Consider the following 23,869-nt stretch of genomic DNA (forward strand, 5'->3'; position numbering starts at 1 on the left):
TGAGAGGACGTCGCTTCGCGTCGTCATGCTGGGCGCAAGAGCGCGGCCGTCGGGCGTCGTCATGCTGGTCGAGTAGCCCCGCAGGGGCGTATCGAGACCCGCCCACCCTCGGCGCGGCGGGGTCTGCCGACTCGTCCTGCTGGCGGTGGTGGATCTCGATACGCCCGCTCCGCGGGCTACTCGATCAGCAGGGGCGGCTCTGCACGGAGGCGATGAGCGACCCGCGAGACGGCGGGTTCCGCCGCTACAGGGCGGGCGGGTAGAGGAAGAGGGGGACCTGCGCCGTGGGGAAGGTGCGGGTGACGTAGCTGTGGCGGCCGCCGTAGTTGTACTCCTCGAGGAGGACGGTGCCGTCGTCGTTGACCTGCTGCACGTAGGAGACGTGGTTGTAGGTCCACCAGGCGACGCAGCCGACGATCGGGACGGAGCTCGTGGCCCAGCCCTTCGCGGCCCAGTTGTCCGGCCACTCCCAGGCGCTGCCGCCCATCGGCGTGATGGTGCCCCAGGTGTACTTCCACGGCGCGGCGGTGGCGCCGGCGTCGCGGTTGAGGCGCCAGGCCACGAAGTCGACGCACTCGCGGTAGTAGTAGCCGAGCGGGGAGAGCCCGCCGCCGTTGTCGTCGATGGTCTCGTAGGGCCACGGGTAGTCGTCGCCGACGGCGCGGGTCTGCACGGTGCTGAAGCCGCCGCCGTTCGCGTTCTGCAGCACGGCCGCCTGGCGGCTGGCCTCGTCGAGCTGCGCCTGCGTCGGCGCGGCGAACGCGTCGCGGACGGCGGTCTGCCCGGCCGCCTCCGACGAGACGGTGAGGTTCTGCAGGCCGGCCCGGTTCGCGGCGGTGCCGGCCGCGGTGGCCGCGGTGCTGCGGGCGCCGTAAGCGGGGAGCGCGGCGGTGGCGAAGAGGCCGCCGACGATCGAGAACGTGGCGAAGCCGAGGGTGCGCCGGCTGAGCCCGCCTGAGCGAGCGGGCTGCGGGGCGGCGGGAGTGCGCGGGGCGACCGGAGTGCGCGGGGCGGCCGCGGCGCGAGGAGTCGCGACGGGCACGGAAGCGACGGGCACGGAAGCGGTGGGCGCAGAAGCGCCGGGCACGGAGGCGACGGTCGCGGCAGCGACAGGCACAGCGGCACTGGCCGCCCGTGAAGCGGCGGCGGCCTCAGCGGCGCGGGCCTCGCGGCGGGTGCGGTGCACCGGCGCGGAGGGAGAGGTGTCGTGACACTCCTGCGGGTCGGGAATGCCAGTGGTCGACACGCGTGCGCTCTCCTCGGGTGGGCGGACTGGGGTGGTGCAGGGGGGCCTGCGGGGTGGTGCGGGGCGCCGGCAGGGCCCGGCGACTCGTCACTCTAGCCCGCCACCGCGCGGTAACGGAATGATCACGACGGAACTCGTCGCGCAGCGTCTCCTCCCGCTCCGGCCCCGGTGGGAGGATGGAACGACCAGGGAAGGAGCCGTCCATGACCGAATCCACTCCCTCCGGACCCGTGCTCGTCGGCGTCGTCGACGGGCAGCGTCCCGAGGTCGTCCGCACCGCCGCGCAGCTCGCCTCCGGGCTCGGCGCACCGCTGCTGCTGCTCACCGTGGTCGCCGATCCGTACCTCGTCGGCGAGTACGTCGACCCGATGACCGGCGGCATCCCCGTCGGCCTCGTGCCGCGCTCCGGCGGCACCGGCGCCGGCCCGACCGAGCCGCCCGGACTCCGCGAGGAGATCGGCGCGGCCCTCGCCGGGACGGACGTCGACTGGACGCTGCGCACCGTCCAGGGCGAGCCGGCGCTGGTCCTCACCGACGTCGCCGAGGAGGTCGACGCGCGCATGATCGTGGTCGGCACCCGCGACGCCGGAGTGCTCGCGAGCATCGCCGAGTTCCTCAGCGGCAGCGTCGCGGTGCACCTCGCGCACCGCCAGCGCCGCCCCGTCCTCGTCGTGCCCCGCGCCGACGAGGGCACCCGCCGCCGCGTCCCGTGGGACACGGGGGAGTGACTCCGCCCCGCGCCAGCCCGCCCGTCGCCGCGTCGCTCAGCACCCGGCCGCCGCACCTTCGGCCGGGCGCGATCCTCCTGGTCGCCGCGGGCGGCGCCGTCGGCACGGCCGCCCGCTACGGGACCGCGCTCGCCCTGCCGCCGCTCGGCGCCGTCCCGGTGGCGACGATCGCGGTCAACCTCCTCGGCGCCTTCCTGCTCGGCCTGCTGCTCGCCGGCCTCGCCCGCCGCGGGCCGGACACCGGCGGCCGGCTCACCCTCCGCCTCCTCCTCGGCACCGGCGTGCTCGGCGGCTTCACGACCTACAGCACCTTCTCGCTCGACACCGTCGCGCTCGTCGAGGGTGGACGCTGGGCCGACGTCCTCCTCTACACGGCCGTGACGCTCGTGCTCGGCACCCTCGCGGCCGCGCTCGGCGTCGTGCTCGCGAGCCGGCGGCGGAGCGGGGCGATCGCGTGACGGAGCCGCTCCTCTTCCTGGGCATCGCTCTCGCCGGCGGCGTCGGCGCCGCGGCTCGCCTCGTCCTCGACGGCGTCGCGCGCTCGCTGATCCCGGTGCGCTGGCCCGTCGGCACGCTCCTGATCAACGTCTCCGGCTCGCTGCTGCTCGGCGTCGTCACCGGGCTGGCCCTGACCGGCGCCCTGGACGACTCCTGGCGCCTCGTGCTCGGCACCGGCGTCCTGGGCGGCTTCACCACCTTCAGCACGGCGAGCGTCGAGGCCGCGCGGATGCTGCTCGAGCGGCGCTGGGCCGCCGGCCTCGGCTACGGCCTCGGGATGTGGGCGGCGGCGCTCGCCGCGGCGGCGGCCGGGCTCGCACTGACGCAGGCGATCCTCGCTCGGTGAGACGGGATGTCTCCTCGACCGCTCCGCGACCCACCTCGCCTGCATCCCAGTGCCCCCCTTTGACGGGGTCCAGGGGCCTCTGAGCACGATCTCCGCCGATCCCGCCCCCGGCGCCGGGACAAGATATGCGGTGTGACGTTCGGGGGCGGTCTGCGGGAGCTGCGGCTCGCCGTCGTCGACGACCAGCCGCTCTACCGGCAGATGCTCGCGTCCCTGCTGCGCGCGGTGCCCGGAGTCCGGAGCGTCGTCGAGGCGTCCTCGGCCGCCGAGGCGCGCGAGCGGCTGCGGCCCGCCGAGCTCGACGTCGCCGTGATCGACATCGAGCTGGGCGACGGCGACGGGATCGAGCTCGGCCGCGAGCTGCGCGCCGGCGACCCCGAGCTCGCCGTCGTGCTGCTCTCGGCGGTCGACTCGATGCACCGCTTCCTCCGCCTCAGCCGCGACGAGGTGCGCGGCTGGAGCTACCTCTCGAAGAGCTCGTCGCTCTCGTCGCCCGCGCTGATGACCGCGATCCGGGCGACCCTCGACGGCCGGACCGTGCTCGACCCCGCCCTGGTCGCCGCGCGCACCGCCCGCCGGAGCTCGCCCGTCGACGCGCTCAGCCGCCGGCAGTACGAGGTGCTCGGCGCCCTCGCCTCGGGCCTCACCAACGCCGCGATCGCGGAGCGGCTCGGCATCGCGGTGCGCTCGGTCGACAACCACGTGAACGCCCTCTACGGAGCGCTGAGCCTGCGCTCCGACGGCTCGCGCAACCCCCGCGTGGAGGCGACCCTGCTGTTCCTGGAGCACACCCGGTGACCCTCCCCGACGACTCCCGGCCGCGCCGCGCGGACGACGCCGAGGACAACCGGATCCTCCGCGGGACCGTCGCGATCCTCGGCGGGGTGCTGGCCGTCCTCGCGGCGCTGCAGGCGGTCTTCGCGCTGGGCATGCTGTCGCAGACCGTCCGGGGGGTCGAGAGCGGGCCGGTCGTCGACGTCGTCGTGCGCGTGGTCGTCAACACCGCGTCGATCGGCCTCGCGGTCGTGCTCGTCGCTCTGCTGCGTCCCGAGCGCCGCGCGCGCACCGGGCGGCTGCTGGTCTCGGCGGGGATCGCGGCGGCCGTCGCCGTCGTCCGGGTCGCGCTGCAGCTCATCGTCGGGGTCTACCTGCCGACCGCGCTCGACGCCCTCGTGGTCGAGCTCGTGGTGGGCGCGGTGGTCGTCGGCCTGATCGTCTCGTTCGGGTTCCTGCTCGTCGATGCGACCCGACGGGTGCGCGAGAAGGAGCGGGAGCGCGCCCGCGTGCTGCTGCAGGCCGTCGACGCGGTGCAGGCGCTCCAGCAGGAGGAGCTGCGCGTGCGCCGCGAGGTCGCGCAGGGCCTGCACGGCCGGCTGCAGAACACGCTCGTGGTGCTGGCCGCGGAGCTGCGCGGGCTGGCCGCGACTCCTCCGTCCGCCGCGACCGCCGAGCGCCTGAGCGGGATCGCGAGCCGGCTCGACGAGCTGCGGGAGCAGGAGGTCCGCGCGGTCAGCGGGGCGCTCTACCCGGTCGACATCGAGCACGGGCTGGTCGCCGCCGCCCGTGATCTGCTCTCGCGCCTCCCGCCGGAGATCGCCGTCGACCTGGACGTCCACGACGACTACCCGGGCCTCGAGGAGCGCGGTGTCCCGATCGAGCAGCGGGTGCTGCTGGTGCGGCTGATCGAGGAGGCGCTGACCAACGCGCTCAAGCACGGCGGCGCACGGGCCGTGCGGCTGCAGCTCGACGTGGCGCGCGGGGAGCGGGAGCACGCCGTGGTGATCGGTCTCGACGACGACGGCGGCGGGCTCGCGGCCCCGCCGGTGCTCTCCGGGCTCGAGCGCCTCTCGCGCCAGTTCGCGGTCTACGGAGGCTCGATCGAGCTGGCCCCGTCGGCCGCCCTCGGCGGTGCGCGGCTCGCCGGCCGGCTGCCGCTGCGGCTGTCCTGAGCGGACGAGCCGTCCTGAGCGGACGGGCCGTCCTGGCACGACGAGGGGGAGGCGGATCCGTCCGCCTCCCCCTCGCTCCGCGCCGTCTCTGCGGCGCTCAGCCCGCCGTCAGCTCTGCGGCGGCGTGTAGAACTGGAGGTCGTTGCCCTCGGAGTCCTTGAAGGGGAGGATGCGACCCCACTCGTGGTCGCTGATCTCGCCCTCGATCGACGCTCCGCGGGCCTTCAGCCGCTCCAGCTCGTCCTCGATGCTGCCGTCGGGCTGGAACGAGATGACCGCTCCGCCGCTCTCCGCGACCGAGGCCGACTCGCGGGCGTTCAGCCCGATCATCAGTCCGCCCGCGTCGAGCTCCGACCAGTCGCTCGAGGTGCTCTTCACGTCGAGGCCGAGGGTGTCGCGGTAGAACGCGACCGCCCGCTCCATGTCCTCGACCGGCACCCATACCGTCGCCACTCCTGCTGCCGCCATGATCCGGTCTCCTTCGATCGATGTTCCCGTCCGCTCACGGTAGGGCGGGGCCCGAGGCGCGGAGGGGCGTCCTCACCGTTCGTCCAGCCGGCGGCCCGGTGACTGACGGCCGGCGACGCGGAGATCCACAGCAACGCGGGCGGCCAAGGGGTTGCTTCTTCGCCGGGCGTTTCGAGCGGGAGGGGCGCCTCTGCGCCGGCGCAGGGCGCGGGAGAGACCGACGTCCTCGGGGTGGGGAGGTCTCGATACGCCCCTTCGGGGCTACTCGACCAGCATGTATGGCCCTTTGCTGGTCGAGTAGCCCCGCAGGGGCGTAACGAATCTTGCTGGTCGAGTAGCCCCGCAGGGGCGTAACGAATCTTGCTGGTCGAGTAGCCCCGCAGGGGCGTATCGAGACCCACCTAGCTACAAACGTCGGCCTCCTCCCCGCCCTGCGCGCGAACCTGACGCGCTCCCTCCGCTCGATACGCTGACGGGAGACCGCGGCCGATCGCGCCGGTGCCCGCCGCGCCGCTCGCCCGCCGCTCGAAGGGACTCCCGTGACGACGCCCGCTCCGACTCCGCCCCGATCGACCTCGCCCCGCCCGGACCGCACCGATCGCGTGCGCGTCGTGGCCGCCACGCCGATCAGCGACGAGCTGATCGCGCGGGTGGTTGAGCTGGAGCCGCGGATCGACTTCGTCGCGGACCAGTCGCTTCTGCCGCCGATGCGCCACCCCGGGGACCACCCCGGCGACCCGTCGTTCGAGCGGACTGCGGAGCAGCAGGCGGCGTTCGAGGAGCTGGTCGACTCGGCCGAGGTGCTCTACGGGATCCCCGGCGAGGACCCGTCAGAGCTGGCCCGCACGGTCGGCGCGAACCCGGCGCTGCGCTGGGTGCAGACGATGCCCGCGGGCGGCGGCGCGCAGGTCAAGAAGGCCGGCCTGAGCGAGGAGCAGCTCGCCAGGGTCGCGTTCTCCACCTCCGCGGGCGTGCACTCCGACCCGCTGGCCGAGTTCTCCCTCTTCGGACTGCTCGCCGGCGCGAAGACGCTGCCCAAGCTGCAGGCACTGCAGGGCAGGCGCGAGTGGGGCTCGCGCTGGACGATGGCGCTGCTCTCGGAGCAGACGATCCTGATCGTCGGGCTGGGCACCATCGGCCGGGCGACCGCGCAGAAGCTGTCGGCCCTCGGCGCCCGGGTGATCGGCACCAGCCGGCACGCCGACTCCGTCGAGCACGTCGACGAGATCGTCCAGCCGTCGGCGATCGCCGACGCCGCGGGGCGGATCGACGGCGTCGTCGTCACCCTCCCCGGCACGGAGCAGACCGAGAAGCTCGTCGGCGCGGACTTCTTCGCCGCGCTGCGCCCGGGAGCGACGCTCGTCAGCGTCGGCCGCGGCACCGTCATCGACGAGGACGCGCTGCTCGCCGCGCTCGAGGACGGCCGGGTCGGCTTCGCCGCCCTCGACGTCGTCGCGGAGGAGCCGCTCGCGCAGGACAGCCCCCTCTGGAGCCACCCGAACGTGCTGCTCAGCCCGCACACCGCCGCGCTGAACGCGGCCGAGGACCGCCTGATCGCCGAGCTCTTCGCCCGCAACGCCACCCGCTACCTCGACGGCGAAGAGCTGATCAACCGGGTCGACACCGTCGAGTTCTACTGACGGCAGGGCCCGCGCGGCCCCCCGAGACCCCTCCACAACCGCCGATCCGGCGCGAATGCCCGCTCAGAGGCCGGATCTGCGCTCGCGCGCGCCTCCGACGGCCTACCGTTGCACTATGGCGTCCACCGATACACCCGAACCCGCCCCCCAGGCCGACGGCGCGACCGCGCCCGCCGCCGACAGCACCGCCCCGGCCGCGCCGGCAGACGAGACCGCCCCCTCGCTGGTCTTCTCGGACCTGGGTCTCAGCGACCCCGTCCTCAAGGCCCTCAAGGAGGTCGGCTACGAGACGCCCTCGGCGATCCAGGCCGCGACGATCCCCTCCCTCCTGTCCGGCCGCGACGTCCTCGGCGTCGCGCAGACCGGCACCGGCAAGACCGCGGCGTTCGCGCTGCCGATCCTCTCCCGCCTCGACGTCTCGCAGAAGACCCCGCAGGCGCTCGTCCTCGCGCCGACCCGCGAGCTCGCGCTCCAGGTCTGCGAGGCGTTCGAGCGCTACGCGTCCGGCCTGCGCGGCGTGCACGTGCTCCCCGTCTACGGCGGTCAGGGCTACGGCACCCAGCTGTCCGCGCTCCGTCGCGGCGTCCACGTCGTCGTCGGCACGCCCGGCCGCATCATGGACCACCTCGAGAAGGGCACCCTCGACCTCACGCACCTGAAGTACCTGGTGCTCGACGAGGCCGACGAGATGCTCAAGATGGGCTTCGCCGAGGACGTCGAGACGATCCTCGCCGACACCCCGGTCGAGAAGCAGATCGCGCTGTTCTCGGCGACCATGCCGTCGCAGATCCGCCGCATCTCGCAGAAGTACCTGAAGGACCCGGAGGAGATCACGGTCAAGGCCAAGACCACGACCTCCGCCAACACCACCCAGCGCTACCTGATGGTGTCGTACCCGCAGAAGGTCGATGCGCTGACCCGCATCCTCGAGGTCGAGAACTTCGAGGGCATGATCGTCTTCGTCCGCACCAAGAGCGAGACCGAGACGCTCGCCGAGAAGCTGCGCGCCCGCGGCTACACGGCCGCCGCGATCAGCGGAGACGTCGCGCAGGCCCAGCGCGAGCGCACCGTCGAGCAGCTGAAGTCGGGCAAGCTCGACATCCTCGTCGCGACCGACGTCGCGGCCCGCGGTCTCGACGTCGACCGGATCAGCCACGTCGTCAACTACGACATCCCGATCGACACCGAGTCCTACGTGCACCGCATCGGCCGCACCGGCCGGGCCGGCCGCAGCGGTGCCGCGATCAGCTTCGTGACCCCGCGCGAGCGCCGCCTCCTCTCCGCCATCGAGAAGGCGACCCGCCAGCCGCTGACCGAGATGCGCCTGCCCAGCGTCGAGGACGTCAACGTGACTCGCCTCTCCCGCTTCGACGACGCCATCACCACGGCGCTGGCCGACCGCGAGCGGCTCGACCGGTTCCGCGACATCATCGGCCACTACGTCGAGCACCACGACGTGGTCGAGTCCGACGTCGCCGCCGCGCTGGCGATCGTCGCCCAGGGCGACGAGCCGTTGCTGCTCTCGCCGGACGACCCGCGCTTCCGCCGCGAGGACAGCCGCGGCGACCGCCCCGAGCGCTCCGACCGGTCCTCGTACGACAACGACCGCGAGCGTCCCGAGCGCCGTCAGCGCTCGTCGAACAGCAACCTCGCGTCGTACCGGATCGAGGTGGGCCGCCGTCAGCGCGTCGAGCCCCGCCAGATCGTCGGCGCGCTCGCGAACGAGGGCGGTCTCAACCGCGGTGACTTCGGGCACATCGACATCCGCCCGGACTTCTCGATCGTGGAGCTGCCGGCCGACCTGCCCCAGGACGTGCTCGACCGCCTCGCCGGCACCCGCATCAGCGGCCAGCTGATCGAGCTCAAGCCCGACCGCCGCCCCAGCCGCGCCGGCGCCGACCGCGGCGGCCGCCCCTCGGGCCCGTCCCGCTCCACCGACCGCCCGGAGCGCAAGCCCCGCTACTGAGCCCTGCCCCCTCCTCCGCGAGATGCCACTTGTGCACGCCTTTCACGGCGTGTCGCGTACACAAGTGGCATCTCGCGGAGGTGTTAAGGCGCGTCAGAGGATGTCGGCGTCGGCCAGGCCCTCGGGGCGGAGCAGCTTCCATGCGCCGAGGATCTCGACGCCGATGAGGTGCCCGGCGGCGTCGAAGTCGAGGATGATCTCGCCGAACCCGTGCGGGTCGGCGATGTCGCACACCTGCTCGACGGACTCTCCGGCCTCGGGCTCACGCCCGACGGGCAGGTACGCGGCGTTCGCTTGCGGGTCGTATCGGATCCTCATGACTCCCACCGTGCTGACTCCTCCCGCGAGATGCCACTTGGGTACGCGTTTCGCGGCGTGTCGTGTACGCAAGTGGCATCTCGCGGAGGGGGGAGGGGCGGGGGTCAGCGGCGGAGGACTCGGCGGGCCAGGACGTTGCCGAGCAGCTGGACGAGCTGGACGATCACGATGATGACGAGAACGGCCGCCCAGGTGACGACGGGCTCGAACTGGCGGTAGCCGTACTGGATCGCGAAGGTGCCCAGGCCGCCGGCGCCGATGTAGCCGGCGACGGCCGACATGTCGATGATCGCGACGAAGACGAAGGTGTAGCCGAGGATCAGCGGTCCGAGAGCCTCGGGCAGCAGGACCGTGCGGACGATCCGGAAGCGGCTCGCACCGACCGAGCGTGCGGCCTCGATCACGCCGGGCTGCACGGTCAGCAGGTTCTGCTCGACGATGCGCCCGATGCCGAACGCCGCGGCGAGCGAGAGGGTGAAGACGATCGCGTCGGTGCCGATGCCGGAGCCGACCACCAGGCGCGCGAGCGGCTGGGCTGCGGCGATGAAGATGATGAACGGGATCGGCCGGAAGACGTTGACGATCACGTTGAGCAGGCCGAAGACGAAGCGGTTGGCGTAGAGCGCACCGCCGCGGGTGACGGCGAGTCCGAGCCCGATCAGCAGGCCGCCGAGCCCGCCGAAGAGCAGGCTGAGGGCCACGATGTAGAGGGTCTCGCCGGTCGCCTCGGCGAGCTGGGGCAGCAGCGGGATGAGCTCGTTCATCGGGGCACCTCCGTGAGGGCGACGCGGGCGCCGAGGCGGGCCAGCAGGGGGTCGATCACGGCGTCGGACGCGTCGAGGGCGACGGTGAGGTGGCCGAAGGCGCGGCCGCGGACGTCGGTGATGCCGCCGTAGACGAGCTCCAGCGGGACGCCGGCCTGCGCGATCTCGGCGAAGACCTCGCCCTGCGAGGCGGAGCCGTCGGAGAAGGACAGCGTGACGAGGCGGCCGGGGTGGCGCGCGCGCAGCACCGCCGCCTCCTCCCGCGAGGGCACCGTGCGCACGACCGTGGAGACGAAGCGGCGGGTGACCGCCTCCCGCGGGGCCGAGAAGACGTCGAAGACCGGGCCGCGCTCGACGATGCGCCCCGCCTCCATCACGGCGACCTTCGTGGCCAGCTGCTGGACGACGTCCATCTCGTGCGTGATGACGACGATGGTGACGCCGAGCTCCTCGTTGATCCGGCGCAGGAGCGCGAGGACCTCGCCCGTGGTGTCCGGGTCGAGGGCGCTGGTGGCCTCGTCGGCGAGCAGGATGCGGGGCGAGGCGGCGAGGGCGCGGGCGATGCCGACCCGCTGCTTCTGGCCACCGGAGAGCTGCTCCGGGTGGCTGCGGGCCTTGTCGGAGAGGCCGACGAAGCGGAGCATCTCGTCGACGCGGGCGCGCAGCTCGGCACGCGGCGTGCCGGCGACCTGCAGCGGATAGGCGACGTTCTGCTCGACGGTCTTGGAGCCGAAGAGGTTGAACTGCTGGAAGACCATGCCGATCCCGAGGCGCAGCCGGCGCAGCTCCCGCTCGGGCAGGCCGACGATCTCGCGGCCGTCGATCTCGATGCTGCCGCCGGTGGCGGGCTCGAGGGCGTTGATCAGGCGCGCGAGCGTGCTCTTGCCGGCGCCGGAGTAGCCGATCACGCCGTAGACGTCGCCGGCCTCGATGTCGAGGCTGACGCCGTCCACGGCGGTCAGGGCGGACGCGCCGCGCGCGAGCGGCGGGTAGACCTTGCTCACGTCGGCGAGGCGGATGAGCGGCACGGCGCTTCCTTCACTGCTGGTTGGGGCACTGCTGGGCCGCGGGGTCGCGGCGGGAGAGGGGCGGGTCAGCCCTGGGCGGCGGCGTCGGCCTCGACGGTGGCGAGCGTCGACTGCAGCTCGGCGGCGGGGGTCGTCGCGAAGACGGCGGTGCCGCCCGACTGCTCGGAGACGCCGTCGAGCACGTCCTGCGAGGTCTGGTAGACGTCGACGAGCTTCAGGTAGGTCTCGTTCTCCGCGTCGTCCGCGCGGGCGGCGAACACGTTGACGTAGGGCACCGCGGTCGGGTCGCTCGGGTCGTCCTGGGCGAGGGCGTCGGTGGCCTCGAGGCCCGCGCCTGCGAGGTAGTCGTTGTTGACGACCGCGGCGGCGACGTCGGGGAGCGAGGTCGGCACGAGCGCCGCGTCGAGCGCGGTGACGGTGACCTTCGAGGCGTCGGTGTCGATGTCGTCGAGGCCGGAGAAGGCGGTGCCGCCGTCCGTCAGCTCGATCAGGCCGGCCGACTGGAGGACGAGGAGCGCGCGGGCCTGGTTGGTCACGTCGTTCGGGACGGCGACGCTCTCGCCCTCGGGGATGTCCTCGACGCTGTCGTACTGGGTGGAGTAGAGGCCGAGCGGGTAGATCGCGGTCGCGCCGATCGGCACGAGGTCGGCGTCGGCGGAGGTGTTGTACTGCGCCAGGTAGACGAGGTGCTGGAACTGGTTGAGGTCGATCTCGCCCTCGGTCAGCGCGGGGTTCAGCTGGTTGTAGTCGGTGAAGTCGACGATCTCGACGTCGATGCCGGCGTCCTCGGCGGCCTGCTCGTAGGTCGCCCAGTAGGGGTCGCCCGCGCCGACCACGCCGATGCGGACGGTGTCGTCGCTCGCGCCGGCGGCGGACGAGCAGCCGGCGAGGAGGAGGGCGGAGGCGGCGATCGCGGTGGTCGCGAGGAGAGTGCGGCGCAGGGACATGCGGTGGATCCTTCCGTGGAGAGGATCCGGGCGGCGTCCACGGGCGGTGCTGGTCACCGCCGGCGCTGCGACCGGCCTCCGGTCGCTCGACGCCGCGACTGCGCGGATCCCGGAGACCACCGTACGCAGTGCGCCACCGGGCGCGCGAAACACGCCCGTAACACGGCGACTTCCGCGGGGGAGGGAGAGCGGGGGAGGAGGGTCAGCCCGCGAGGGCCTGGTCGCCCGACTCCGCCGCGAGGGCCTCGTGCTTCGCGAGACGCGCGGCGATCGCGTCGCGCTCGGCCCGGAGCGAGGCGATGGTCGGCTGGTCCAGGCGCGGGTCGGCCAGGTCCGCGAACGGGCTCGAGGTGCCGGTGCGGGCCGAGACGAGCGCCGAGTAGGCCTTCGTCGCGGCGCGGAGCTCGGACGCGGCACGCGCGACCTTGCTCGGCTTCGACGACTTGTCGCCGACGAGGCCGGCGTGCTTGTCGAGGGCTGCTACCAGGGCGCGATGCGCCGCGTCAATCTTCTTGCTCATCCAGGAAGTATGGCGCAGGATCGCCTCACGAGGCGAAGCCCCCGAAGTGCCCCCGCCCACCCCCTCCGCGAGATGCCACTTGTGCGCGGATTCTGCGGCGTGTCGTGCTCACAAGTGGCATCTCGCGGAGCGCGACCGGGGGACCCGGCGCGCAGGTCACGGGGTCGGGGTCAGGGTCCAGGCGCCGTCGGTGCGGATCGCGACCACGCCGGGGAGGGTGGCGTCGACGACGCGGGCGAAGGCCGTGGTGTCGCCGAAGGTCTGGCGGGTGCCGGCGGTGCCGAGGACGCGGCCGGAGAGCGAGTCCTCGCTGCTCGCGGGGCCGTAGGCGACGTCGAGGCTGTCGACGTCGTCGGAGAACGCGAGCACCGCGGATCCGCTGCCCGACTGCTCGCCGGAGAGCTCGGGCAGGTCGTTCCAGCTCTGCAGGGTGAGCGTCCAGTGGCCGGCGGTCCGCACGAGGAGCGACTGGTCGACGGGGTCGGTCGCGACGGTCTCGAGGAGCCACGACGACTGCGTCCCCGCCGCGGCCTCGCCCACCGGAGTGCTGCGCCCGGGCGCCGACACGGTGACGCTCCCGGAGCAGGCCGAGCAGTCGAGCGCGACGACCACCGCGAAGTCGCCCTGCCGCTGATAGGAGACGTCGACGGTCCCCGCGGCGGAGACGCTCGCCGAGGTGCCGTCCGCCACACCACCGGCACCGACCGCCGCCGGCCCGGACTCCGCCTCGACGCAGCCGCCGAGCAGCAGCGCGACGACCGCGACGGCCGCCGCAGAACCTCGTCGTCGGCGCATCGCCCCAGCCTGGCACTCCGCGCGCCGGTGTTCGGCGCCGTCCTCCCGGCCTGGAGTCGTCGGCGGCACAATGGAGGACGGGGCGTGTCCTGAGGGGGGAGCGGGTGGTACCGATGGCGATGCAGTTCGATGTCCGGTTGAGCGGGCACGGGGCGCCGGACGGAGAGCTCGACGCCGACGACCTCGTCGCTCTCGTCGAGAGCCTGCGCGAGGTCGCGTCCAAGATCGGTCGCGTCGAGACGAGAGCGCATCCTGCCGGGAGGCCGCCGTCGAGGACCCGCCGTGTCGCGCGACTCATGGTCGGGCTGGCGGCGGGGAGCACGACCGTGCGCGTGCACCGCGCCGGACTTCCCGGCGCGCTCGACTTCGAGCTCGCCGAGGAGCGGACGTTCGACGAGACGTTCGCGGGACTCGTCGACGGCATCGCGCGCAACCACCGTCCGGCCTGGGTGGGGGATCCGCTCGCACTGGCGACCGCTCACCTCGTGAGCGCACTGCGGCAGGCGGCCCCCCGTGTCGAGTTCGCCGTCGATGGAGTCTCCCGAGGCGCTGTCGAGACTGCGTCCCTGCATCGGGACCTCTGGCAGGTGCCGCTCCGGGCGGGGCCGGAGGAGGTCTCGGTGGTCGGCAGGCTCTACTCGGCGAATCTGCACTCGCACCGCTTCCGCCTCGAGGACGCGGTGGGGACACGGATCGTCCTCCCCTCGGTCGTGGACGACTCGGCCGCGGCTCGCCTGCTCGACGCGCTGGTCGTCGCCGTCGGCGTGCCGGAGTACGCCGCGGACGGCGGCATCGCCGCGATCAGGAACGCCACGATCTCCCCGGCAGCCGACGTCTCGGTGACCGGTCTCGTGCCGTCCGGCGTCCCGATCGAGGAGATCCTGGCGTCGGCTCCCGGGCCCGGCCTCGAGCACGCCCTCGACCTCACCGACGAGGAGTTCGATTCCTTCCTCCGCGCGGTCCGCGGATGAGCGCGTCAGCGCCGGTCCTCGTCGACACCGACGTCTTCAGTCATCTGTTCGTCCGGCGCCCGTCCGCCGTCCTCGCGGACGGGCCCGTCGCCGTCTGGCGGCGCCTGCTCCGGGGACGGCGCATCGTGATCTCCTTCCAGACCAGGGTCGAGCTGCTGCAGGGCGCGGCGGTCGCCGACTGGGGAGACGCTCGCGTCGCTGCACTCCGGTCACTGCTCGACAGCACGCCCACGATCGGCGTCGACGACGAGGTGATCGAGGCGCACGTGGCGCTGTTCGCGGAGTGTCGTCGCCGCGGGCACGCGCTGCACGACAAGCGGCACACCGGCGATCGGTGGATAGCCTCGTGCGCCCGGGCGAAGGGGCTCTCCCTGCTCGCGGCCGACGGTCTCTACCGCGGTGCGCCTGGGCTCGACCTCCTCGGCGACGGGGTCGGACGAGGGTCCCGGGAGTAGCGTCGTCCGGAGTCAGACCGGGCCGGTGCCGCGCTGGACGGGGGTGGACTCGGAGCGGTTGGCGGCGCTCGTCGAGACGGCGGCGAGGACGCGCTGGACCTCGAGGGCGTCGGCGAAGGTCGGGGTGGCGGGGGTGCCGGCCGCGATCGCCTCGACGAGGTCGACGACCTGGTGGCTGAAGAGGTGCTCGTAGCCGATGCCGTGGCCGGCGGGCCACCAGGCCGACATGTACGGATGCGAGGGCTCGGTGACCTGGATGGTGCGGAAGCCCTGGGCGTCCTCGGGGTCGCGGGCGTCGTAGTACTCGAGCTCGTTCATCCGCTCGAAGTCGAAGGCGATGCTGCCGGTCTCGCCGTTGATCTCGATCCGGTTGGCGTTCTTCCGGCCGGTGGCGACGCGGGTCGCCTCGAAGACGCCGAGGGCGCCGCCCTCGAAGGAGGCGGTGAAGGCGGCGGCGTCGTCCACCGTGACCGGGCCGCGCTCGGCGCCCTCCTCCGCGCGTCCGCCGAGGCCCGACTGCGTGGCGAGCACGGGGCGCTCGGTGGTGAAGGTGCGCAGGACCGCCGAGACGGAGGAGATCGGGGTGCCGGTCAGCCACTGCGCGCTGTCGATGATGTGCGCGCCGATGTCGCCGAGCGCCCCCGAGCCGGCCTTCGCGGCGTCGAGGCGCCAGGTCAGCGGGGCCTCGGAGTCGCTGAGCCAGTCCTGCAGGTACTGGGCGCGGACGTGGCGGATCGCGCCGAGCCGGCCCTCGCCGACGAAGCGCTTAGCCAGCGCTAGCGCGGGGGTGCGGCGGTAGCTGAAGCCGCACATCGCGACGCGGCCCGAGGCGGCGGCCGCGGCGACCATCCGCTCGGCCTCCTCGACCGAGTTGGCCAGCGGCTTCTCGCAGAGGACGTGCTTGCCGGCCTCGAGGGCGGCGATCGCGATCTCGGCGTGCGTGTCGCCGGGGGTGCAGATGTCGACGAGGTCGATGTCGTCGCGCGCGATCACCGCGCGCCAGTCGGTCGAGGACTCGCTCCAGCCCAGGGTCTCGGCGCGCTCGGCGGTCCGCTGCGGGTCGGTGCCCACCAGCACGGCCAGCTCGGGGCGCAGCGGCAGCGGGAAGAAGCGGGGGGCGGTGCGCCAGGCGTGCGAGTGGGTGCGGCCCATGAAGGCGGTCCCCACCATCGCGACGCGCAGTGCTCGGTCGTTCGACATCGTCGTCCTTTCGTCGGCGGGTCGACCCTCCCATGCCCGCGCTCGGCTCCGCCAGCTCTTTCTGCCGAGCGGGAGGGCGGCGACGGAGGGCTCGGAGTCCGAAGGTCACGATCCGGTTGCGGCCCGAACGGGATTCATAGGGTCGGAGAGCGCTCTATGACGAGACTCCGTGTCCAGACGCGCCGTGCACTGCGCCGTCAGATGTCGCCTAAACCCGCGGATCCCAGGGCTGGCGCGGGTGACGGAAGCGTTTCGACGCGCTGGGCGACCGCCGGGATCTCCTTCGAAACGGCTCAGAACTTTTGGTTGACCCGCGACTTAAGTCGCTGTAGCTTCGTCCGCATGGTCAACGCAGACCCCGGCGCCACCGCCGCCCAGCCTCTTTCCCGCACCCAGGACACCGCGTCAGAACTGCTTCTGCAGATGCGCGGCATCGTCAAGATCTTCCCCGGAGCACGAGCCCTCGACGGCGTCGACCTCGACGTCCGCCAGGGCGAGGTGCACTGCCTCCTCGGGCAGAACGGCGCCGGCAAGTCCACGCTGATCAAGACGCTCGCCGGGGCCCACCAGCCCACCGAGGGCGAGATCCTCGTGGACGGGAAGGTCGTCACGATCCCCTCGCCGACGGCCGCCCTCGCGCTCGGCATCGCCACGATGTACCAGGAGCTGGACGTCGTCGACGGCCTCTCCGTCGCCGAGAACATCTACCTCGGCCACGAGCTCTCCCGCGGCGGCTTCACCGCCCGCTCCAAGGCCGCGCGGATCACCCGCGAGCTGATGCAGCGCCTCGGCCACCCCGAGATCGCCCCGCACCGCGAGGTCGGCAGCCTCTCCGCCGCCGGCAAGCAGATCGTGCAGATGGCGCGGGCCCTCTCCCACGACGCGCGGGTCATCATCATGGACGAGCCCTCCGCGGTGCTCGACTCCGAGGAGGTGGAGAACCTCTTCCACGTGGTCCGCCAGCTCACCGCCGACGGCGTCGCCATCGTCTACATCTCGCACCGGCTCGAGGAGATCCGCGCCATCGGCGATCGGATCACCGTCATCAAGGACGGCGCGACGGTCGCGAAGAACCTCGCCGTCGCCGACACCCCGACCTCGAAGCTGATCACGCTGATGACCGGCCGCGCCGTGGAGTACGTCTTCCCGGACCGCACCGAGCTCCCCACCGAGGCCGAGACGCTGCTGAAGGTGGAGAACCTGGGGCTGCGCGGCTCGTTCGCCGACGTCTCGCTCGAGATCCGCGCCGGCGAGGTCGTCGGCCTCGCAGGGCTCGTCGGCTCCGGCCGCTCCGAGATCCTGGAGACCATCTACGGGGCCCGCCGCGCCAGCACCGGCACGGTCAGCGTCGCGGGCAAGCGGCTGCGGGCCGGCTCGGTCACCTCCGCGGTCGACGCCGGCATCGGCCTCTGCCCGGAGGAGCGCAAGAGCCAGGGCCTGCTCCTGGACGAGCCGGTCTACCGCAACATCACCCTCTCGACCTTCGACCGCTTCGCCAAGCGCGGCTTCCTCGACGAGCGCTCCGAGCGCGCGGCGGCGGCCGAGCAGGCGGTGGCGCTCGACCTCCGCCCGCACGGCGTCGACCGCGACGCCCGCACGCTCTCCGGCGGCAACCAGCAGAAGGCGCTCCTCGCCCGCTGGCTGGTGCGCGGCTGCCGCGTGCTGCTGCTCGACGAGCCGACCCGCGGGGTCGACGTCGGAGCGCGGGCCGAGATCTACACCCTGATCCGGGACCTCGCGACCAACGGCGCCGCCGTGCTCGTGGTCTCCAGCGAGATCGGCGAGGTCCTCGGGCTCTCGGACCGAGTGCTCGTGATCTCCGACGGCGCCGTGGTCCACGAGGGCCCCGCCGATTCGATCGACGAGCACCGCGTGCTCGATCTCGTCATGGAAGGAAGTGCAGCGTGAGCGGACAGCTCGACACCGCGTCACCGTCGATCGGCGGTCCGCAGGAGGACGCCGGACGTCACGCCTCGGCCGCGACCGGAGGGCCGAGCGGCGGGACCCCGTCGAAGGACGCCCGCTCCGGGCTCGCCGGGATGATGGGCGGCTCCCTCGGCCGCAACATCGGCCTGGTGCTCGCGCTGGTCATCCTCTGCATCGTCGGGTTCGCCACCGCGGGGGAGCGCTTCGCCAGCGTCGACAACGTGCTGACGATCCTCCGCCTGGCCGCCGTGATCGGCGTGCTCAGCATCGGCATGACCTTCGTCATCACCTCGGGCGGCATCGACCTCTCGGTCGGCTCGGTGATGGGGCTCGCGACGGTCTGGGCCAGCACCGTGTCGACGCAGTACTACGCGGCGAACACCTCCTGGCTGGTCATCGTGCTCACCGCGGTGCTGGTGGGCCTCGTCTGCGGGCTGATCAACGGGGCGCTGATCGCCTACGGCCGCGTGGTCGCCTTCATGGCGACGCTGGCGATGCTCGTCGCGGCCCGCGGCTTCGCGGAGCTGATCTCGAACCGGCAGACGCAGATCGTCACCGTCGACCCGTTCCTCGACTTCTTCCGCGCCGACGTGCTCGGCATCCCGGTCCTCGTGCTGATCTTCGCGCTCGTCGCGGTGGCCGGCTGGATCCTGCTCAACCGCACCACCTTCGGCCGCCGCACCGTCGCGGTCGGCGGCAACCCGGAGGCGGCCCGCCTCGCCGGCATCAAGGTCCGCCGGCACACCATGTACGTCTACGGCCTCGCCGGCCTGACCGCGGGCATCGCCGCGGTGATGATGCTCGCCCGCACCACGGCCGGCTCCTCGACCAACGGCACGCTCTACGAGCTCGACGCCATCGCGGCGGTCGTGGTCGGCGGCACGCTGCTCGCCGGCGGCCGCGGCACGATCGTCGGCACCGTGTTCGGCGTCCTGATCTTCACGACCCTCACCAACGTCTTCACGCAGAACAACATGTCGACCTCGGCCCAGGCCGTGGCGAAGGGCGCGATCATCGTCGCCGCCGTCCTGCTGCAGCAGCGCTTCGCCGCCCGCGGCAAGTCCTGACCCGAGGGGCCGCCGGCCCCACCTCTTCCCGGGGCGCTCGCCCCGCTTCCCAGCACCAGCAGCATCCACCTCGACCACTCCGGTCACCCTCCGCAGGCACCGCTGTGCCCTGCGGCCCCTCATGGATCCATCGAAGGAGATCACTTCCATGTCCGTTCGCCACCCCTCCGGCTCCCGCCTGGACCGCACCACCCGCCTGGGCCGCACCGCCCGCCTGGGCACCGCCGGCTTCGCCTTCGGCGCCGTCGCGCTGATGCTCACCGGCTGCATCTCCAACGCCCCCGTCGAGACCGGGAACGCCTCCGGCGGCGGCACCGCCGCCGCGGTCGCCGCCTCGGACAACGACGCCTCGGGCGACAACGTCGTGATCGGCTTCACCGCTCCCGCCGCCGACCACGGCTGGATGGGCGCCGTCAGCCGCGCGGCCATCGCCGAGGCCGAGAAGTACGACGACGTGGAGCTGCGCACCGCGGAGGGCACCAACGACGTCAACCTGCAGATCAGCCAGGTCGAGACCTTCATCAACGACGGCGTCGACGCGATCGTGCTGCTGCCGATCGACGGCGCGGCGCTGACCGAGGTCGCGACCGAGGCGATGGAGGCGGGCATCACCGTCATCAACGTCGACCGCGAGTTCTCCAGCCCGTTCGCCGCCCGCTCGACGGTGCTCGGCGACAACTACGGCATGGGCGTCAGCGCCGGCACCTACCTCTGCGAGCAGCTCGGCGACAACCCGGACGCGGTCGTGGCTGAGATCGCCGGCATCGACTCGCTGCCGCTGACCCAGGACCGCAGCCAGGGCTTCGCCGACGCGCTCTCGGGCTGCGGGCTCGACGTGGACAATCGCGTCGCCGCCGACTTCACCGTCCAGGGCGGCGAGCAGGCCGCGGCCAACCTCCTCCAGGCGGCGCCGCAGATCGACGCGATCTGGAACCACGACGACGACCAGGGCGTCGGCGTCCTCGCGGCGATCGACACCGCGGGCCGCGACGAGTTCATCCTCGTCGGCGGCGCCGGCTCGGCGAACGTGATGCGCTCGATCGAGGCCGACGACTCCGTGGTCAAGGCCACGGTCGTCTACCCCTCGACCCAGGCCGCGGACGGCATCAAGCTCGCCCGCCTGATCGAGCAGAACAAGTCGATGAGCGACACCACCTCGCTCGGCGTCCCGCGCCAGATCCAGCTCTTCGCGCCGGTCGTCACCAAGGACAACGTCGCCGAGTACCTGCCCTCGGCCTTCGAGTCCTGATCCGCTGATCCGGCCGGACCACTGATCCGACCGGCCCACTGACCCGCCGGCGCGGGGGAGACCCCGCGCCGGCCCGGACCAGCCGGAACCGCTCCCTTATTAAGAGGAGCGACCGGCGCCGCGACAGCATCCCGCGAGAGGAGGCGACGACGAAGACATCGGCCCACGGGCCGACCAGGGGAGACCGGATCCGCACGTCGTGCGGACAGAGACGGATCCGGCCTCTGCGATGAACACCTCGTTGAAGGAATCACATCACGCATGAATGGTAAGCGATCCACGAAGAGAAGCATCAGGTCTCTCTTCGCCCTCGGCATCGCCGGGATGGTGACGGTCTCCGGACTCACCGCCCTCGGCCTGCCCGCCTCGGCCCACGACGGAGTGGACCACGGCTCGGAGCCGGGCGCGGAGTCCGCGCTCGACTGGAGCAACTACGAGAAGGTGCTGCTGACGAAGAACGTCGGCGAACCGATCGACCTCGCCGTCCTCCCGGACAAGTCGGTCCTCCACACGGCACGGAACGGCGAGATCCGCCACACCGATCCGAAGACCGGCACCACGCGCGTCGTGGCCACGATCCCCGTCTACCAGAACTCGGAGGACGGACTCCAGGGCGTCGGCGTCGACCCCGACTTCGCCGAGAACCAGTGGGTCTACCTGGTCTACGCGCCCCAGAGCGGCACGCCGACCGGTGCGGCCCCGAACATGCTCCCCGCGGGTGAGGACGAGAGCTACTGGGACCAGTGGAAGGGCGTCAACCGCCTCTCCCGGTTCAAGTGGACCGGCTCCGGACTCGACCTGGCGAGCGAGCAGAAGATCATCGAGGTCGAGGCGCAGCGCGGGCAGTGCTGCCACGTGGGCGCCGACTTCGACTGGGACGCCGACGGCAACCTGTACCTCTCGACCGGTGACAACACGCCGGCGAGCGCTCCGGGGGCCGCGGGCTTCGCGCCGAACAACGACGCGCCCGGCATGAACCCCGGCTTCGACTCGCGTCGCGGTGCGGGCAACACGAACGACCTGCGCGGCAAGATCCTCCGGATCACGGTCCAGGAGGACGGCTCGTACACGATCCCCGAGGGCAACCTCTTCCCGGTGGGCACCGAGAAGACCCGCCCCGAGATCTTCGTGATGGGCGTGCGCAACCCGTTCAAGATCGACGTCGACGCGGAGACGAACACCCTCTCCTGGGGCGACTACGGTCCCGACGCGACGAAGGCCGCCGCGGCCGACGGCGTGCGCGGCCCGATGGGTCTCGTCGAGTGGAACGCGACCGGTCTCGACCAGCCGCAGAACTCGGGCTGGCCCTACGTGCACGGCCCGAACCTGCCGTACAACGAGTGGAACTTCGAGACGGCGACGCCCCGCGGCTTCTTCGACCCGCAGAACCTGAAGAACAACTCGCGCTGGAACACCGGCCTCGTGGACATCCCGGCGGCCACGCCGGCGACCGTCTACTACGGCGACAACCCCGGCGACCAGCCGTTCGACGAGCTCGTGAACTTCGGGACGAGCACCGGCCAGGGCCCGATGGGCGGACCGGTCTACCACTTCGACGAGGAGAACACCTCGACGTCGAAGTTCCCGGCCTACTGGAACGAGAAGACCTTCTTCGGCGAGTTCTCGCAGGACTACATCGCGGCGTTCACGCTCGATGACGACCGCGCGGTCACGCACATCGAGGACTTCCTGCCCAACACGGCGCTGAGCTCGCGCAACCAGCCGATCCACGACAACCCCATGGACATGGAGTTCGGCCCCGACGGGTCGATGTACGTGCTCGAGTACGGCGACGGCTTCTTCCGCGCCAACCCCGACGCCGGCCTGTACCGGATCGACTACGCCGAGGGCAACAAGGCCCCCCAGGCGCGCTTCACCGCGACGCCGCTGTCCGCCTCCGAGACGCCGCTCGAGGTGACGTTCGACGCCAAGGGATCCTCCGACCCCGAGGGCGACGCGCTCACCTACGACTGGGACTTCGACGGCAACGGCACCTTCGACGCCACGGGCGTCACCGCGAAGAACACCTACACCGAGCTCGGCCAGTTCACGGCCCGCCTGCGCGTCACCGACGCCAAGGGCAAGTTCAGCCTCACCTCCCGGGTGATCTCGGTGGGCAACCAGGCGCCGCAGATCGAGATCACGACGCCCGGCAACGGCTCGTTCTTCGAGTGGGGCGACGCGATCCCCTACCGGGTGACCGGTCGTGACGCGGAGGACGGCGACCAGATCGTCGGCAGCCGCGTGGGCTGGACCTACGGTCTCGGCCACGACGAGCACGCCCACCCCGAGGTCACCGGCACCGGTGCCACGGGAGCGTTCCCGACGTCGAAGGACTCGCCCGAGCACGGCCCCGGCGCGCTGCTCTACGGCACCGTCGTCGTGACCTACACGGACGCCGGCTACAACGGACTGCCCCCGGCCGCGGCCGAGGCGACGCTGCGGCTGAACCCGAAGACGCAGGAGGCGGAGCACGCCGCCCGCGAGGGCGTCCTGCCCTACGCGGACACCACCGCCAGCGGCGGCAACGCGGTCAGCGGACTCGGTGCGGGATCCTTCCTGCGCTGGGACCCGGTGAACCTCGCCAACCTGACCGGCGTCGTGGTCCGCGCCACCGGTGAGGGCACCGTCGACCTCCGCTGGAACGCCGCCGACGCGGCGCCCTTCGGAACGGCGACCATCCCCGCCGGCGCCGGCTGGCAGGACGTCCTCGTGCCGTTCTCCGGCCAGCCCGCCGGCACCGGCTCGCTCTACGTGACCTCGCCCTCCGGCCTGTCGCTCGACTCCCTCACCTTCCAGGGTGCGGGTGCCGGCGACAAGACGGCGCCGACCGTCAGCGCGACCCTCGACCCCGCAGCGCCCACCGGCGTCGGCGGCGTCTACAACCGCGCGGTGAACCTCAACCTGGCGGCCGCCGACAACGGCGCGCTCGCCAGCGTGCAGTACTCGGTCGACAACGGGACGACGTGGACCACGGTCCGCGCCGCGAACGGCGCCTACTCGGTGCCCTTCACCACCAACGGCGCCCGCACGGTCCAGTACCGCGCCACCGACACCGGCGGCAACGTCTCCGCGGTCGGCACGGTCTCGTTCACGATCGATCTCGCCGCGGGGAACGCGCCGACCGTCGACTCGACCACGACCGTGGCGCTCGGCGCCCCGCGCGTGACCTTCGGCGCTCCCGGATCGGCGACGGTCACCGTCTCCGGCCAGGGCGGCACCCCCGGCGGCGAGGTCGTCCTCTACGAGGGCGACACCGAGATCGGCCGCAGCGCCCTCGAGGGCGGGAAGGCGACCATCGCCCTGCCGCAGACCCTCGGGGCGGGAACGCACACCTTCCGCGCGACCTACGGAGCGGACGGCACCTTCAAGGCGTCGGCCGGCACCGCCCGCCTGATCGTGTCGAAGGCCGACTCCGTGCTCACCGCGACCGTCTCGCCGAACCCGGTCAAGCCGGGTGCCAGCGCGCAGGTCTCGGTCGAGTCGACGACGTCCACCGGCGTCGCCGGGACCGGCCAGGTCACCGTGATGGTGAAGAGGAACCTCTCCACCGTCGCGATGCTCACCGGCACCCTCGACGAGAACGGGAAGGTCGTCGTGACCCTGCCGAAGCTCGCGGCGGGCAGCTACAAGCTGACCGTCACCCACACCGCCACGGCGAACACCAACGCCGCGTCCAGCCTGCTGAACCTCACCGTTCAGCAGTAGCCGCGGCGGGACCGGCCGGCTCGCGCCGAGAGCCCGGGCCGGCCGGTCCCCCCCCTGATCCATCTGCATGTTCCGTTTCG

22 protein-coding genes are annotated in these 23,869 nt (G+C 72.5%); 13 read left to right on the top strand and 9 right to left on the bottom strand.

The window, feature by feature from the left end; genetic code table 11:
• Nucleotides 1–244: 244 nt before the first annotated feature.
• A complete protein-coding gene (locus EDF17_RS00065) occupies nt 245–1,057 on the bottom strand; it encodes a CHAP domain-containing protein (protein ID WP_166649562.1) in 813 nt (270 codons plus the stop codon).
• 392 nt (nt 1,058–1,449) lie between these two features.
• On the opposite strand from EDF17_RS00065, the gene EDF17_RS00070 reads away from it, so the two are divergent.
• The 5 genes from EDF17_RS00070 to EDF17_RS00090 all read left to right on the top strand — a co-directional run bounded on the left by EDF17_RS00070 (nt 1,450) and on the right by EDF17_RS00090 (nt 4,767).
• The gene (locus EDF17_RS00070) at nt 1,450–1,974 is read left to right on the top strand and encodes a universal stress protein (RefSeq protein WP_159423666.1); all 525 of its coding nucleotides are present in this window, start codon (nt 1,450–1,452) and stop codon (nt 1,972–1,974) included.
• The gene (locus EDF17_RS00075; protein ID WP_123444605.1) at nt 1,971–2,432 is read left to right on the top strand and encodes a CrcB family protein; all 462 of its coding nucleotides are present in this window, start codon (nt 1,971–1,973) and stop codon (nt 2,430–2,432) included. The genes EDF17_RS00070 and EDF17_RS00075 overlap by 4 nt, the downstream gene beginning before the upstream one ends.
• A complete protein-coding gene (locus EDF17_RS00080) occupies nt 2,429–2,818 on the top strand; it encodes a CrcB family protein (RefSeq protein WP_123444606.1) in 390 nt (129 codons plus the stop codon). The genes EDF17_RS00075 and EDF17_RS00080 overlap by 4 nt, the downstream gene beginning before the upstream one ends.
• A gap of 132 nt (nt 2,819–2,950) precedes the next feature.
• Nucleotides 2,951–3,616 (top strand): response regulator transcription factor, encoded by a 666-nt coding sequence (locus EDF17_RS00085; protein ID WP_243732736.1) that lies wholly within the window; start codon nt 2,951–2,953, stop codon nt 3,614–3,616.
• Nucleotides 3,613–4,767, top strand: a complete 1,155-nt coding sequence (locus EDF17_RS00090) for a hypothetical protein (RefSeq protein WP_123444607.1) — start codon at nt 3,613–3,615, stop codon at nt 4,765–4,767. The genes EDF17_RS00085 and EDF17_RS00090 overlap by 4 nt, the downstream gene beginning before the upstream one ends.
• 108 nt (nt 4,768–4,875) lie before the next feature.
• On the opposite strand, the gene EDF17_RS00095 is transcribed toward EDF17_RS00090, so the two are convergent.
• The gene (locus EDF17_RS00095) at nt 4,876–5,235 is read right to left on the bottom strand and encodes a VOC family protein (protein WP_123444608.1); all 360 of its coding nucleotides are present in this window, start codon (nt 5,233–5,235) and stop codon (nt 4,876–4,878) included.
• A 539-nt stretch (nt 5,236–5,774) separates the two neighbouring features.
• On the opposite strand from EDF17_RS00095, the gene EDF17_RS00100 reads away from it, so the two are divergent.
• Both EDF17_RS00100 and EDF17_RS00105 read left to right on the top strand, forming a co-directional pair.
• A complete protein-coding gene (locus EDF17_RS00100; protein ID WP_208110552.1) occupies nt 5,775–6,875 on the top strand; it encodes a D-2-hydroxyacid dehydrogenase in 1,101 nt (366 codons plus the stop codon).
• A gap of 115 nt (nt 6,876–6,990) precedes the next feature.
• Nucleotides 6,991–8,841 carry a DEAD/DEAH box helicase gene (locus tag EDF17_RS00105; protein ID WP_123444609.1) on the top strand — a complete coding sequence of 617 codons (1,851 nt, stop codon included), beginning with the start codon at nt 6,991–6,993 and terminating at the stop codon, nt 8,839–8,841.
• A 93-nt stretch (nt 8,842–8,934) separates the two neighbouring features.
• Here EDF17_RS00105 and EDF17_RS00110 read toward each other — a convergent pair whose 3' ends face one another.
• The 6 genes from EDF17_RS00110 to EDF17_RS00135 all read right to left on the bottom strand — a co-directional run bounded on the left by EDF17_RS00110 (nt 8,935) and on the right by EDF17_RS00135 (nt 13,213).
• Nucleotides 8,935–9,159 carry a DUF2283 domain-containing protein gene (locus tag EDF17_RS00110; RefSeq protein WP_123445317.1) on the bottom strand — a complete coding sequence of 75 codons (225 nt, stop codon included), beginning with the start codon at nt 9,157–9,159 and terminating at the stop codon, nt 8,935–8,937.
• 104 nt (nt 9,160–9,263) lie between these two features.
• The gene (locus EDF17_RS00115; RefSeq protein ID WP_123444610.1) at nt 9,264–9,923 is read right to left on the bottom strand and encodes a methionine ABC transporter permease; all 660 of its coding nucleotides are present in this window, start codon (nt 9,921–9,923) and stop codon (nt 9,264–9,266) included.
• Nucleotides 9,920–10,951 carry a methionine ABC transporter ATP-binding protein gene (locus EDF17_RS00120; protein ID WP_123444611.1) on the bottom strand — a complete coding sequence of 344 codons (1,032 nt, stop codon included), beginning with the start codon at nt 10,949–10,951 and terminating at the stop codon, nt 9,920–9,922. The genes EDF17_RS00115 and EDF17_RS00120 overlap by 4 nt, the downstream gene beginning before the upstream one ends.
• Nucleotides 10,952–11,016: 65 nt before the next feature.
• Nucleotides 11,017–11,898 carry a MetQ/NlpA family ABC transporter substrate-binding protein gene (locus EDF17_RS00125; protein WP_123444612.1) on the bottom strand — a complete coding sequence of 294 codons (882 nt, stop codon included), beginning with the start codon at nt 11,896–11,898 and terminating at the stop codon, nt 11,017–11,019.
• 202 nt (nt 11,899–12,100) lie between these two features.
• The gene (locus EDF17_RS00130) at nt 12,101–12,418 is read right to left on the bottom strand and encodes a hypothetical protein (RefSeq protein WP_123444613.1); all 318 of its coding nucleotides are present in this window, start codon (nt 12,416–12,418) and stop codon (nt 12,101–12,103) included.
• Between the two features lie 156 nt (nt 12,419–12,574).
• A complete protein-coding gene (locus EDF17_RS00135) occupies nt 12,575–13,213 on the bottom strand; it encodes a hypothetical protein (protein ID WP_123444614.1) in 639 nt (212 codons plus the stop codon).
• 137 nt (nt 13,214–13,350) lie between these two features.
• On the opposite strand from EDF17_RS00135, the gene EDF17_RS00140 reads away from it, so the two are divergent.
• Entirely contained in the window at nt 13,351–14,184 is an 834-nt protein-coding gene (locus tag EDF17_RS00140; protein WP_133671803.1) for a hypothetical protein, read from the top strand.
• On the top strand, nt 14,181–14,639 hold the full coding sequence (locus EDF17_RS00145; protein WP_123444616.1) for a PIN domain-containing protein: 459 nt from the start codon (nt 14,181–14,183) through the stop codon (nt 14,637–14,639). Before EDF17_RS00140 ends, EDF17_RS00145 begins: the two co-directional genes overlap by 4 nt.
• Nucleotides 14,640–14,651: 12 nt before the next feature.
• Here the strand turns inward: EDF17_RS00145 and EDF17_RS00150 are convergent, their stop codons facing one another.
• Entirely contained in the window at nt 14,652–15,839 is a 1,188-nt protein-coding gene (locus EDF17_RS00150; protein ID WP_123444617.1) for a Gfo/Idh/MocA family oxidoreductase, read from the bottom strand.
• Nucleotides 15,840–16,262: 423 nt separating this feature from the next.
• Between EDF17_RS00150 and EDF17_RS00155 the strand changes: the two genes are divergently transcribed.
• The 4 genes from EDF17_RS00155 (at nt 16,263) to EDF17_RS00170 (ending at nt 23,789) form a co-directional block, all read left to right on the top strand.
• Nucleotides 16,263–17,747 (top strand): sugar ABC transporter ATP-binding protein, encoded by a 1,485-nt coding sequence (locus tag EDF17_RS00155; protein ID WP_123444618.1) that lies wholly within the window; start codon nt 16,263–16,265, stop codon nt 17,745–17,747.
• A 131-nt stretch (nt 17,748–17,878) separates the two neighbouring features.
• Entirely contained in the window at nt 17,879–18,832 is a 954-nt protein-coding gene (locus EDF17_RS00160; protein WP_123445318.1) for an ABC transporter permease, read from the top strand.
• Nucleotides 18,833–19,085: 253 nt separating this feature from the next.
• Nucleotides 19,086–20,081: a substrate-binding domain-containing protein gene (locus EDF17_RS00165; RefSeq protein ID WP_123445319.1), complete on the top strand. Its 996-nt coding sequence runs from the start codon at nt 19,086–19,088 to the stop codon at nt 20,079–20,081.
• 261 nt (nt 20,082–20,342) lie between these two features.
• Nucleotides 20,343–23,789 (top strand): PQQ-dependent sugar dehydrogenase, encoded by a 3,447-nt coding sequence (locus tag EDF17_RS00170; RefSeq protein ID WP_123444619.1) that lies wholly within the window; start codon nt 20,343–20,345, stop codon nt 23,787–23,789.
• Nucleotides 23,790–23,869: the final 80 nt, after the last annotated feature.

Origin of the sequence: Rathayibacter sp. PhB1, assembly GCF_004362935.1 — a bacterium.
GTDB lineage: Bacteria > Actinomycetota > Actinomycetes > Actinomycetales > Microbacteriaceae > Rathayibacter > Rathayibacter festucae.